The sequence below is a fragment of the Siccibacter colletis genome (genome assembly GCF_000696575.1).
Classification (GTDB): Bacteria; Pseudomonadota; Gammaproteobacteria; order Enterobacterales; family Enterobacteriaceae; genus Siccibacter; species Siccibacter colletis.
The window spans coordinates 169024-182026 of record NZ_JMSQ01000009.1; the positions used below are offsets into that span (position 1 = coordinate 169024).

A 13003-nucleotide genomic window follows, 5' to 3' on the forward strand; every position below is an offset into this window, starting at 1 on the left:
GCTCGCATCGCCGGGGCCGCCCGCGCGATGTCGTGCATTGCTCACTTCCGGAACAAACGAGGCATCAGAATGGAATCCACATCATTTGCGAAGAGTTGGGGGGCCGAGCTGGTGGCCGAAAACGTGGCGCGCTTTCGCCTGTGGGCGACCGGCCAGCAACGCGTCACGCTGCGGCTTAACGGCAACGATCTTGAGATGACCCCGTCGGGCGACGGCTGGTTCGAGCGTGAGGTCAGCGGCGTGGCCCCCGGTACGGAATATAACTTTGTGCTGGCCGACGGCATGGTGGTGCCGGACCCGGCGTCCCGCGCCCAGAAAGCCGACGTCAATGGCCCGTCGCTGGTGATTGACCCTGAACAGTACCGCTGGCAGAACACCCAGTGGCGAGGCCGGCCGTGGGAAGAGGCGGTGGTCTACGAAATGCACATCGGCACCTTTACCCCGCAGGGAACGTTCCGTGCCGCGATTGAGAAGCTGCCTTATCTGGCTGAGCTGGGCATCACCATGCTGGAAGTGCTGCCGGTATCGCAGTTCGGCGGCAACCGCGGCTGGGGCTATGACGGCGTGCTGCTGTATGCTCCGCATTCGGCCTATGGTACGCCGGACGATTTCAAAGCCTTTATCGACGCTGCGCACGGGCATGGCCTGTCGGTAGTGCTGGATATCGTGCTTAACCACTTCGGGCCGGAAGGTAACTACCTGCCGCTGCTGGCCCCGGATTTCTTCCACAAAGAGCGTCATACCCCCTGGGGTGCCGGGATTGCTTACGATGTGGATGCCGCCCGCCGCTATATCGCGGAAGCGCCGCTCTACTGGCTGCAGGAGTACCGTCTCGACGGGCTGCGCTTCGACGCCATCGATCAGATTGAAGACAGTTCGGAAAAACACGTGCTGATTGAGATTGCCGAGCGTATTCGCGCCGACATCACCGATCGGCCGATTCACCTCACCACCGAAGACTGCCGCAACGTCACCTTCCTGCATCCGCGCAACGAGGATGGTTCGGTACCGCTGTTTACCGGGGAGTGGAACGACGATTTCCACAACGCCATTCACGTCCTGGCCACCGGCGAGACGCACGCCTATTACCGGGATTTTGCCGACGAGCCGGAAAAACGGGTCGCCCGCGTGCTGGCCGAAGGGTTTGCGTATCAGGGGGAAATTTCACCCCAGAGCGGCGACGCGCGTGGGGTGGACAGCAAAAATCAGCCGCCGGTGGCGTTTGTGGATTTCATCCAGAACCATGACCAGGTGGGCAACCGCGCCCAGGGCGAGCGTCTGATTACCCTTGCGGGTGCCGCGCGCACCCGGGTGCTGCTCGCCACGCTGCTGCTCTCCCCGCATATTCCGCTGCTGTTTATGGGCGAGGAGTACGGCGAGACCAATCCGTTCCTGTTCTTCACCGACTTCCACGGCGATCTGGCGAAAGCGGTGCGCGAGGGGCGGGCGAAGGAGTTTGACGGCCATGCCGGGCATGAGGGCGAAAGCGTGCCCGATCCCAATGAGGAAAGCACTTTTACCCGCTCGAAACTCGACTGGCATAAGCCGGACGAAGAAGAGGGCGAGGCCTGGCTGGCGCTGACGCGCAAACTGCTGGCGCTGCGCCAGCGCTATCTGGTACCGCTGCTGGCGACCGCTGACGGACAGAGCGGTCACGTCCTGGCCACGGCACCGGGTTTCCTCGCCGTCAGCTGGCGCTTCCCGAAAGGGACGCTGTCGCTGGCGCTTAATATTGGTGAGCAGCCGCAGACGCTGCCGGAGATGCCGGGCGAGACGCTGTTTGCCTGGCCACAGGCGGCGGAAAAACTGCCGCAGCACGCCATTCTGGTTCGCCTCGATCAGGGAGATGCCGCGCTATGATCCCCACCGCAACCTATCGTATTCAGTTTCGCAACGGCATGACCTTTGACCGCGCGGCGGCGCTGGTGCCGTACATAAAGCTGTTGGGCATCAGCCACCTGTATGCTTCCCCGATTTTTACCGCCACCTCAGGCTCGACCCACGGCTATGACGTCACCGATGCTAACGAGATCGAGCCGTCAATCGGCGGGCGCGAAGGCTTTGACCGTATGGCGCAGGCCCTGAAGCAGGCCGGGCTGGGGTTGATCCTCGATATCGTGCCTAACCATATGGCGGCCTCGCTGGAAAACCCCTGGTGGCGCGATGTTATCGAGCACGGGGAGCACAGCCGCTATGCCCGCTATTTCGACATCGACTGGTCGCGTCGCCTGACGCTGCCATTCCTCGGCGACAGCTTTGAGGCGGTGGTGGAGAACGGCGAAATCAGCGTGAAACCGGACCCGCAGAGCGGTAAACCGGCGCTGGCCTACTATGACAATTTCTATCCGCTGACCCCGGCGAGCTGGCAGGGGCGCGAAAGCGAGATACTGGGGCTGAGCGACCCCGCCGCGCTCATCGCACTGCACGATGAGCAGCCGTACCGGCTGATGTCCTGGCGCGACGCGCCGCGCGATCTCTCTTATCGCCGCTTCTTTGAAATCACCGGCCTGGCAGGGGTGCGGGTCGAAGACGATGCGGTGTTTGATGACTGCCACCGTCTGATCCTCGAGCTGGTGCACAGCGGGGTGGTGGACGGGCTGCGGGTCGATCATGTGGATGGCCTCGCCGATCCCCAGGGCTATCTGGAGCGTCTGCGTCAGCAGGCGGGGCCTGAGTGCTACATCACGGTAGAGAAAATTCTTGGCAAAGGCGAGCACCTGCCTGCGGAGTGGCCGATCTCCGGCACCACCGGCTACGAATTTATCGCCGCGCTGGCGGAAGTGCTGGTGGACGATGACAACCTTGACCGGCTGCGCGATGCCTGGCATGAAGTGGCGGGCCAGCCGGTGGATATGCGCGCCGAGCTGCGCGATGCCCGGCTGCTGATGGTGGACCGCAACTTTGAAGGGGAATTCACCCGGCTGCTGCAGCTGGCGGGTGAGATCGCCGAGGGTGAGGGCGTTGCGCTGAAGCCTGAACTACTGCGTCAGGCGCTGCGCGAGCTGCTGATCGCCTTCCCGGTATACCGCACCTACGGACGGGCTCAGGGGCTGAGCGCCGCCGACCAGGCTTTGCTGGATAAGGTCGTGGCGCGGGTGAAAGCCAGCGCCAGCGCACCGGACGCTGACGCGCTTGATGTCCTGACGCGCATTCTCCGCGGCGCGGTAACGGCGCAGCAGGAGGCCGCCACCTTCCGCACCCGTTTCCAGCAGCTCACCGGGCCGCTGATGGCGAAATCGGTGGAGGACACGCTGTTCTTCCGTCAGCACCTGGATCTGGCACTTAACGAAGTGGGGGCCGAGCCGATCCCGCGCGGCTTCTCGGTTGCGCGCTTCCACGCGGAAATGAAAACCCGGCTGGAACGCCAGCCGGATGCGCTGTCCGGCACCTCGACCCATGATACCAAACGCGGGGAAGATGCCCGGGCGCGGCTCTACACCCTGACCGAAGCGCCGGAGCTGTGGGCCGAATGCGTGGCGCGCTGGCGGCAGGTGAACCAGACCAAAGTGGTGTTCCTGAACGACGGCACCGCCCCCCGTGGCGTGGATACCTGGATGCTGTACCAGGCGCTGGCCGGGGTCTGGCCGCCCACCCTCGACCCGCGTGATGCGGCGGGCCTGCAGGCGCTGGAAACGCGTTTTGTCGAGTTCGTTGAAAAAGCGCTGCGCGAAGCCAAGCTGCGCACCGACTGGGTGGACAGCAACGATGCCTATGAGAAAGCGGTGCTGGACTACGCCCGGCATCTGCTCTCTCCGGACAATCAGGATTTCCTGCAGGACTTCGCCGCATCGCTGCAGCCATTTATCCGGGCCGGACTGGTGAACAGCCTGACCCAGGCGGTGATCAAGCTCACCGCGCCGGGCGTGCCCGATATCTATCAGGGCAGCGAGGGGCTGAACTTCAGCCTGGTTGACCCGGATAACCGCCGCGAGCCGGATTTCGTCGCGCTGGCGCAGATGCTGAACGACGACACCAGCGCCCCGCTGTACAGCGAGCAGAGCTGGCTGAGCGGACAGCTCAAGCAGCACGTCACCGCGAAGCTGCTGCGCCTGCGCCAGCAGAAGCCGCCGCTGTTCCGCCGGGGAGCGTACCTGCCGCTGGCGGCGCAGGGGGAGCACGCTGAGGACGTGATTGCGTTTGCCCGCACCCACGCCGATGACGCGGTGATTGTTATCGCGCCGCGGCTGGTATTTAACGCCCTCGACGGTACCCTGGCAGGCCCGCACGCCGAACGCTGGGAGGCCACGCACATCGCGCTGCCCGCCGGGCTGGCGCATCGCCGCTACCGGGATCTGCTGAGCGGAGAAGTGCTGACGCTGGAGGCCAGCCTCGATCCTGGCGCCGTGGCGCTCAATGGTTGTGTATTGTTAGTAAGTGTGTGATTTAAATCATATAAAAAGTCATAAATCGCTGTTGCACGTTAAATTGTACTTTCGATGGAGAGGAATGCATGTCAAACGGTAAGGCTTATGAAATTACGGCGGGGAACAGCCATCAGCTGGGCGCCAACTACGATGGCGAAGGGGTTAACTTCGCGATATTTTCGGCACACGCCCAGCGCGTAGAGCTTTGCCTCTACGATCCGAGCGGCAAAACGGAAATCGCACGCTTCGACCTGCCGGAATATACCCACGAAGTGTGGCACGGCTACGTGCCCGGCCTTCAGCCCGGGGCGCTGTACGGCTATCGCGTTCACGGCCCCTACGATCCGGAGAACGGTCACCGCTTCAACCCTAACAAGCTGCTGATCGACCCTTATGCCCGGGAGCTGGTGGGCGATATCGAGTGGAACGAGGCGCACTTTGCTTACGAGCTGCTGCACGAAGACAAAGACCTCACCTTTGACGAGCGCGACAGCGCCCCGTTCACGCCGAAATGTAAGGTCATCGATCCGCATCAGTTCGACTGGCAGGACAATAACCGGCCTGTCATCACCTGGCCGCACACCGTGGTGTACGAAACCCACGTCAAAGGCTTCACCCAGCTCAACCCGGCGCTGCCGCCGGAGCTGCGCGGCACCTTTGAAGGCATGGGGCATAAGGCGTCGGTGGACTACATTAAAAGCCTCGGCATCACCTCGGTAGAGCTGCTGCCGGTGCACTGGTTCCCGGACGATCAGCACCTGCTCGACAAGGGGCTGAAGAACTTCTGGGGCTATAACAGCCTCGGCTTCTTTGCGCCGGCCTCGCGCTACTACGGGCCGAACGGCATCCAGGGCTTCCGCGATATGATGCGCGCCTTCCACGATGCCGGTATCGAGGTGATCCTCGACGTGGTCTACAACCACACTGCCGAAGGCAACGAACTGGGGCCGACGCTCTCCTTTAAGGGCATCGATAACTTCTCCTACTACCGCACACTGCCGGGCCAGCATCGCTATTACATCAACGATACCGGGACCGGCAACACGGTGAACACCTCGCATCCGCGCGTGCTGCAGATGGTGATGGACTCCCTGCGCTACTGGGCGGAATCGATGCACATCGACGGCTTCCGCTTCGACCTCGGCACCATTCTCGGTCGCGAGCCGGAAGGCTTTGACCAGCGCGGCGGCTTCTTCGATGCCGTCACTCAGGACCCGGTGCTGTCGAAGCTGAAACTCATCGGCGAGCCGTGGGATATCGGACCCGGCGGCTATCAGGTGGGCGGCTTCCCGCCGGGCTGGGCGGAGTGGAACGACAAATACCGCGATACGGTACGCGAATACTGGAAGGGCGATAACGTGCCGACCGATTTCGCCGCCCGGCTGCTGGGGTCCGGCGATCTCTACGATCAGCGCGGCCGCCGCCCCTGGGCCAGCGTTAACTTCATCACCGCCCACGACGGCTTCACGCTGAACGATCTGGTGTCGTACAACGAGAAGCACAACGAGGAGAACGGGGAAGATAACAACGACGGCCACAACGATAACCGCTCGTACAACTACGGTGCTGAAGGCCCGACGGAGGATGAAGGCATCAATGCCGTGCGCGAGCGCCAGAAGCGCAACTTCCTCGCCACGCTGTTCTTCTCCCACGGGACGCCGATGCTGCTGGCGGGAGACGAGTTCGGCCGCAGCCAGATGGGTAATAACAATGGCTACTGCCAGGACAGCGAGATCTCCTGGGTGCACTGGGAAAACCTGCCGGAGAGCGCGGAGGCGCTGCGGGAGTTCACCCGCAAGGTGATCGCCCTGCGTGCCGCCCAGCCGCTGCTGCGCCGTGAAAACTGGCGTGACGGCATGGTGATCGAGTGGTTCAACGCCGGTGGTGGCCTGCAGACCCCGGAGCAGTGGGATGAAGGCTCAACGCTTGGCGTCTACATCGGGCGTCCGGATCTGCAGACCGAAGAGGGCATCTGGCATGACGTGCTGATGCTGATCAACCCGTTCGAAGGCAACGTGCCGTTCCGGATCCCGCAGTTTGGCGAAGGCGGCTGGGTGCTGGAGCTGACCACCTCGGACAGCGCGAAGCACGGGCTGGTGATCACCAAAGAGAAGGATTTTGAACTGGAGGGCCGCAGTCTGGCGCTGTTCAGACGCCCGTAGTGTTACAGAAAGTCATCGCCCGCCCGGCATTTCACCGGGCGGGCTTTTTTATTGCACCCTGCGGTGCAGACGCCGCCCGACCAGCAGGGCCAGCACCAGCAGCACGCCGATAAACGCCCCCACGCCGTTCCAGCCGTAGTCATGCCAGAAGAACCCGCCGGTAGTGCCCGCCAGGCTCGAACCCAGGTAGTAGCTGAACAGATACAGGGAAGATGCCTGACCTTTGGCGCGCCGCGCCCGGACGCCGATCCAGCTGCTTGCCACCGAGTGCGCGGCGAAAAAGCCCGCCGAGAACAGCAGCATGCCGGCAAAAATCACCCACAGCGAGCTGAACAGCGTCAACAGCACGCCGCCGAGCATAATGCCGGTGAAAGCCAGCAGCACCGGGCCGCGTCCGTAGCGGGCGGTCATCGCGCCGGCTTTTGGTGAGCTCCAGGTGCCGGTGAGATAGGCCACCGACAGCAGTCCCACCACCGCCTGGCTGAGATGCCACGGGGAGAGCATCAGGCGATAGCCGATGTAGTTGAACAGCGTCACGAACGCGCCCATCAGCAGAAAGCCTTCAGCAAACAGCAGCGGCAGACCCGCATCGCGCCAGTGCAGGCGGAAGTTGATCGCCAGGGTGCGCGGGCGCAGCGAGGTCGGGCGGAAGTGGCGCGAGGCCGGTAAAATTTTCCAGAACATCAGCGCCGAGGCGAGGGCGAAGCAGCCGATGGTCGCCACCGCCACGCGCCAGCTGAAGAAGTCGGTAAGCACGCCGCTCAGCAGACGGCCGCTCATCCCGCCGATGGAGTTGCCGCTGATGTACAGCCCCATAGAGAACGCCACCACCGCCGGGTGCATCTCTTCGCTCAGGTACGTCATGCCGACGGCCGCGACGCCGCTGAGCGACAGGCCGATCAGGGCGCGCATGATCAGTATGCCGTGCCAGCTGGTCATCATAGTAGAGAGCAGCGTACAGCTGGAGGCGAGCAGCAGGGCGGTGACCATCACCGATTTGCGGCCCACGGCATCAGAGAGCGGGCCGGTGATCAACAAACCCAGCGCCATCAGGCCAGTGGAAATCGACAGCGACACGCTGCTGCTGGCCGCTGAAATACCGAACTCATGCGAGAGCACCGGCAGGATCGGCTGGACGCAGTAGAGCAGGGCAAAGGTGGCAAGCCCGGCGGAAAACAGCGCCAGCGTGACGCGCATAAAGGCGGGAGTGCCGCGTTTGATAAAGGTGACCGGAGGGGGAGAAAGCGGTGCGTCGGCCTCGCGGGTCGGGGCGGGACTGACGTCGGCAGTACGACTCAAAATTACATCCTGTGCGTGGGCGCCCGCGCGGCGGGCTGTATTGTCCACACAGCGTAGAAAATCGCGATTTATCTGTCTAATATATTAATAATCTCAAATGATATGTATTAAATATGGCTATCGAACTGCGTCATCTGCGTTACTTCGTGGCGGTCGCCGAGGAGCTGCACTTTGGCCGCGCCGCCGCGCGTCTTAATATCTCCCAGCCACCGCTGAGCCAGCAAATTCAGCAGCTGGAGCAGGAAACCGGCGCGCGCTTGCTGGCGCGCACCAATCGCAGCGTCAGCCTGACCCCCGCCGGAACGCAGTTTCTGGCTGACAGCCGCCAGATCCTGAGCCAGGTGGACGCCGCCGCCACCCGTGCGGCCCGCTTACATCAGGGGGAAACCGGGGAGCTGCGCATCGGCTTTACCTCGTCGGCACCCTTTATCTCTGCGGTCTCTGACAGCCTCTCCACGTTTCGCCAGCGCTATCCCGATGTGCATATCCAGACGCTGGAGATTAATACCCGGGCGCAGATTGGCCCGCTCAGCGAAGGGGCGCTGGATCTCGGCCTGATGCGCAATACGCGGCTACCAGATTCCCTGGCGTGGCAGCTGATCCTGCGCGAGCCGCTGCTGGCGATGATCCATCGCGACCACCCGCTGGCAGCCTTGCCGACGGTGTCGCTCCACCAGCTGGCCAGCGAGCCGTTTGTCTTTTTCGACCCCCACGTCGGCACCGGGCTGTATGACGATATTCTTGGGCTGCTGCACCGCTACGGGATTTCGCCGTATATCACCCAGGAAGTGGGGGAGGCGATGACCATTATCGGGCTGGTGGCGGCCGGGCTGGGGGTATCGATTTTGCCCGCGTCCTTTAAGCGCGTGCAGCTGGCCGAGATGCGCTGGGTCCCCATTACCGAGCCGGATGCGATTTCGGAGATGTGGCTGGTCTGGCCGAAACACCGCGAGCGCAGTGCGGCGACCCAGCGCTTTATGTCGCTGCTCACCGGGGCCGCCCTTTCGCTTAATCCCGCAGCAGCCGGTGGGGAAAAACGTGCGGCAAATCACAAGCCTGGGTAAAAAGTTGACGGCGGCTGGTTAAGTGTTTCACCATAGCCAACAATTTATTTCGCAGCGTGAAAATAAGGGAGTTAACGTGGGTGCTGATAGCCAGCCGGGGCATATCGATCAGATTAAACAGACGAACGCAGGTGCGGTGTACCGTCTGATCGACCAGCTTGGGCCGATATCGCGTATCGACCTGTCACGCCTTGCGCAACTGGCTCCCGCCAGCATTACCAAAATCGTGCGCGAAATGCTCGAAGCCCACCTGGTGCAGGAGACTGAAATCCAGGAGCCGGGCAGCCGCGGTCGCCCGGCCGTCGGGCTGATGGTCGAGACACAGGCCTGGCATTTTCTCTCGGTGCGCATCAATCGCGGTGAAATTAACCTCGCGCTGCGCGATCTCAGCAGCCAGCTGGTGGTGGAAGAGCAGCTCGATCTGCCGCTCGACGATCCGCAGCCGTTTGTTGAGCGCATCGTCGCCCACGTTGACCAGTTCTTTATTCGGCACCAGCAAAAGCTGGAGCGCCTGACGGCCATCGCCATTACCCTGCCGGGGGTGATTGATACCGGCAACGGCATCGTCCACAGCATGCCGTTTTACGAGGTGGAGAGCGCGCCGCTGGGTGAAGTGCTGGAGCGCCATACCGGGGTACCTGTGTTTATTCAGCACGACATCAGCGCCTGGACGATGGCGGAAGGGCTGTTCGGCGCGGCGCGCGGTGCGCGGGATGTGATTCAGGTGGTGATCGACCATAACGTCGGGGCCGGTATCATCACCGATGGCCGCCTGCTGCACGGCGGCAGCAGCAGCCTGGTGGAGATGGGGCATACCCAGGTCGACCCTTTCGGTAAACGCTGCTACTGCGGCAACCACGGCTGCCTGGAAACCATCGCCAGCATCGACAGCGTGCTGGAACTGGCGCAGCAGCGCATGGGCCAGTCGATGAGCTCGCTGCTGCACGGCAGGCCGCTCACCGTTGAGTCGCTGTGCGAGGCCGCCTGTCAGGGCGATCTGCTGGCAAAGGACATCATCGTCGGCGTCGGCACCCACGTCGGGCGCATTCTCGCGATTATGGTTAACCTGTTCAATCCGCAAAAAATCCTTATCGGTTCCCCGCTAAATCTGGCGTCGGAGATCCTCTTTCCCGCCATCAGCAACTGCATCACCCAGCAGGCGCTCCCGGCTTACAGCCGCAACACCTGGGTGGAGGCGACGCACTTTACCCACCGCGGCACTATGGCAGGGGCGGCGCTGGTCAAAGAAGCGCTTTACAACGGTACGCTGTTAATCAGGTTGTTACAGGGATAACAAATTTTTACCGATCCGGGAAAAATTGCGCTATCTCAAGCCCGGCCTGTGGGTCCTGTCGTAGACTTTCGCCACTGAATTATTCTCTTTAGTTATATTTCCAGAGCATAACCGTGGAGTAAGTGATGCTTAAGCGTTTCTTTATTACTGGAACCGATACCTCGGTAGGGAAGACGGTCGTGTCGCGTGCGCTGTTACAGGCGCTGGGGTCCAGCGGCAGCCAGGTCGTGGGCTACAAGCCCGTCGCCAAAGGCAGCAAGGAGACGCCGGACGGCCTGAGAAACAAAGACGCGCTGGTGCTGCAAAGCGTTTCCACCCTCGACCTGCCCTATAGCGCCATCAATCCCATTGCCTTCAGCGAAGAAGAGAGCAGCGTGGCGCACAGCTGCCCGATTAACTATTCGCTGCTCTCGGACGGGCTGGCGACGCTCAGCGCCCAGGCCGAATACGTGGTGGTGGAAGGAACCGGCGGCTGGCGCAGCCTGATGAACGATCTGCGCCCGCTCTCCGAGTGGGTAGTACAGGAGCAGTTACCGGTGGTGATGGTGGTGGGGATCCAGGAAGGGTGCCTCAATCACGCGCTGCTGACGGCGCAAGCCATTACCAGCGACGGGCTGCCGCTGATGGGCTGGGTTGCTAACCGCATCAATCCGGGCCTGGCGCATTATGCCGAGGTGATTGACGTGCTCAGCAAGAAACTCTCTGCGCCGATGGTGGGGGAGTTACCCTATCTGCCGCGCGCCGAGCAGCGCGAGCTGGGGCAGTACATCAACCTGCCGCTGCTGGAGCGTTGCTGGGGTTAACGCCGTTATGCTGAGTGGTGGTGGGTGCGCTGCGCTTACCCACCCTACGATTTAAGAGGGGCTGTGGTGCTGCGGTGGGTGCGCGTTGCTTACCCACCCTACGATTTAAGAGGGGCTGTGGTGCTGTGGTGGGTGCGCGTTGCTTACCCACCCTACAAACAAAATAATGGTGGCGGGCGGGCCGCCGTTTACCTGGCGCACCCGCCTTCTTTGATGATTACGCGGTTTGAATATTCAGCGCCCGGCGGGTACGGCCGGAGCTGAGATAGTCGGCGATATAATCCTGCGAAATCTCCCCGCTGTAACGACCCTCTTCATCGACAATCGGCATCCAGACGGTGTTGTGCTCATACAGTTTCGAGAGCACCACGCGCAGGTTGTCCTCCGCCTTGCCTGTCACGCGGAACGGGTGCAGCAGGTCAGCGCATTCACCGGTGGCACCACGTGCTTCCCGACGCTTCACGAACCCGAGCGGCTTTTCATTTTCATCCACCACCGTGATGGAACGCATGTCGTTGTCATCCATCACCGCGAAGGCTTCAGCCAGCGGGGTGGAGCGGCGTACCGTGATGGTCGGCTGCTGATCGGTAACGTCGCCCGCCTGCACCAGCAGCAGGCGCTTCAGGGTGCGGTCCTGGCCGACGAAGCTGCCGACAAACTCGTTAGCCGGTTTGGCCAGCAGCTCGTCCGGGCTGGCGCACTGCACGATTTTGCCCTGGCGGAACACCGCAATGCGGTCGCCCAGCTTCAGCGCTTCATCAATATCGTGGCTTACCAGCAGCACGGTTTTCTTCAGCTTGCGCTGCATCTCGAGGAACTCATTCTGGATCACCTCGCGGTTGATGGGGTCCACCGCGCCGAAAGGCTCATCCATCAGCAGCACCGGCGGATCTGCCGCCAGGGCGCGGATCACGCCGATACGCTGCTGCTGACCGCCGGAAAGCTCTTTCGGGTAGCGGTGCAGGTAGCGTTTCGGATCCAGCGCCACCATCTCCATCAGCTCGGCAGCGCGCGCTTTGCAGCGGGCTTTATCCCAGCCCAGCATGCGCGGCACCACCACAATGTTCTCTTCAATGGTCATGTTCGGGAACAGGCCAATCTGCTGGATCACATAGCCGATATTGCGGCGCAGCGTCACGGTATCCATGCCGCTGGTGTCTTCGCCGTTAATCAGGATCTTCCCGCTGGTGGAGGGGATGAGGCGGTTAATCATCTTCAGGGTGGTGGTCTTGCCGCAGCCGGACGGGCCGAGCAGCACGCAAATTTCCCCCTGCGGTACCGTCAGGCTGACGTTATCCACCGCGTTAACTTTCTGGCCGTTTTTCTGCACGAACTCTTTAGTCAGATTTTCCAGTGTAATCATTATCGAATCCCCTTAGGTGTCAGCAGAACCTGCAGACGGTGGAGTAACCAGTCCAGCACAATCGCCAGTAAACAAATCATTACCGCACCGGCAATGAGCATACGAATGTCGCTCCCGCCGATGCCGTTGAGTAACAGTAAGCCGAGGCCTCCCGCGCCGATCACCGCCGCAATCGCCATCACGCCAATGTTCATCACCACCGCGGTGCGAATACCGCCGAAAATCACCGGCAGCGCCATCGGGATCTCAACCCAGCGCAGACGCTGCCAGAAAGTCATGCCGATACCGCGGCCGGCTTCACGCAGGCCCGGCGGCAGGCTGTCCAGCGCGGTAAAGGTGTTACGCATGATCGGCAGCAGCGAGTAAAGGAACACGGCGGTGATGGCCGGCAGGGCGCCGATGCCGTGACCAATCATCGAAAACAGCGGGATCATCAGGCCAAACAGCGCAATCGACGGAATGGTCAGCAGCAGGGTTGCCAGGCCCAGCACCGGCGGCGCCAGCCATTTATGGCGGGTGATGATGATGCCGAGCGGAACGCCAATCACAATCGCCAGCCCCACCGCCAGCAGTACCAGCCACAGATGTTGCAGCGTCAGGCTCGCGAGGTACGGCGCGTTGTCCATCATGTAGTGAATCGTATCCATAGTGCCT

The 13003-nt window shown here is 62.1% G+C and carries 9 protein-coding genes; 6 read left to right on the forward strand and 3 right to left on the reverse strand.

Features of this window, described 5'->3' with window-relative positions; genetic code table 11:
* The first annotated feature begins 69 nt into the window (after nt 1-69).
* From treZ to glgX, 3 genes are all read left to right on the forward strand, one after another.
* The gene (gene treZ, locus ET34_RS0112780) at nt 70-1860 is read left to right on the forward strand and encodes a malto-oligosyltrehalose trehalohydrolase (RefSeq protein WP_031522628.1); all 1791 of its coding nucleotides are present in this window, start codon (nt 70-72) and stop codon (nt 1858-1860) included.
* A complete protein-coding gene (gene treY / locus ET34_RS0112785) occupies nt 1857-4382 on the forward strand; it encodes a malto-oligosyltrehalose synthase (protein WP_031522629.1) in 2526 nt (841 codons plus the stop codon). The genes treZ and treY overlap by 4 nt, the downstream gene beginning before the upstream one ends.
* Nucleotides 4383-4450: 68 nt before the next feature.
* On the forward strand, nt 4451-6526 hold the full coding sequence (gene glgX / locus ET34_RS0112790) for a glycogen debranching protein GlgX (RefSeq protein ID WP_031522631.1): 2076 nt from the start codon (nt 4451-4453) through the stop codon (nt 6524-6526).
* Nucleotides 6527-6574: 48 nt separating this feature from the next.
* Here the strand turns inward: glgX and ET34_RS0112795 are convergent, their stop codons facing one another.
* The gene (locus ET34_RS0112795) at nt 6575-7825 is read right to left on the reverse strand and encodes an MFS transporter (RefSeq protein ID WP_031522632.1); all 1251 of its coding nucleotides are present in this window, start codon (nt 7823-7825) and stop codon (nt 6575-6577) included.
* A 113-nt stretch (nt 7826-7938) separates the two neighbouring features.
* Here ET34_RS0112795 and ET34_RS0112800 point away from each other — a divergent pair, with 113 nt between their 5' ends.
* The 3 genes from ET34_RS0112800 (at nt 7939) to bioD (ending at nt 10986) form a co-directional block, all read left to right on the forward strand.
* Entirely contained in the window at nt 7939-8889 is a 951-nt protein-coding gene (locus tag ET34_RS0112800; RefSeq protein WP_051640534.1) for a LysR family transcriptional regulator, read from the forward strand.
* A gap of 76 nt (nt 8890-8965) precedes the next feature.
* Nucleotides 8966-10183: a sugar metabolism global transcriptional regulator Mlc gene (mlc, locus tag ET34_RS0112805; RefSeq protein ID WP_031522636.1), complete on the forward strand. Its 1218-nt coding sequence runs from the start codon at nt 8966-8968 to the stop codon at nt 10181-10183.
* 125 nt (nt 10184-10308) lie between these two features.
* Nucleotides 10309-10986 (forward strand): dethiobiotin synthase, encoded by a 678-nt coding sequence (gene bioD, locus ET34_RS0112810; RefSeq protein WP_031522638.1) that lies wholly within the window; start codon nt 10309-10311, stop codon nt 10984-10986.
* A 217-nt stretch (nt 10987-11203) separates the two neighbouring features.
* Here bioD and osmV read toward each other — a convergent pair whose 3' ends face one another.
* Nucleotides 11204-12349 carry an osmoprotectant ABC transporter ATP-binding protein OsmV gene (gene osmV / locus ET34_RS0112815; protein WP_031522639.1) on the reverse strand — a complete coding sequence of 382 codons (1146 nt, stop codon included), beginning with the start codon at nt 12347-12349 and terminating at the stop codon, nt 11204-11206.
* Nucleotides 12349-12996: an osmoprotectant ABC transporter permease OsmW gene (gene osmW / locus ET34_RS0112820; protein WP_031522641.1), complete on the reverse strand. Its 648-nt coding sequence runs from the start codon at nt 12994-12996 to the stop codon at nt 12349-12351. The genes osmV and osmW overlap by 1 nt, the downstream gene beginning before the upstream one ends.
* Nucleotides 12997-13003 lie beyond the last annotated feature (7 nt).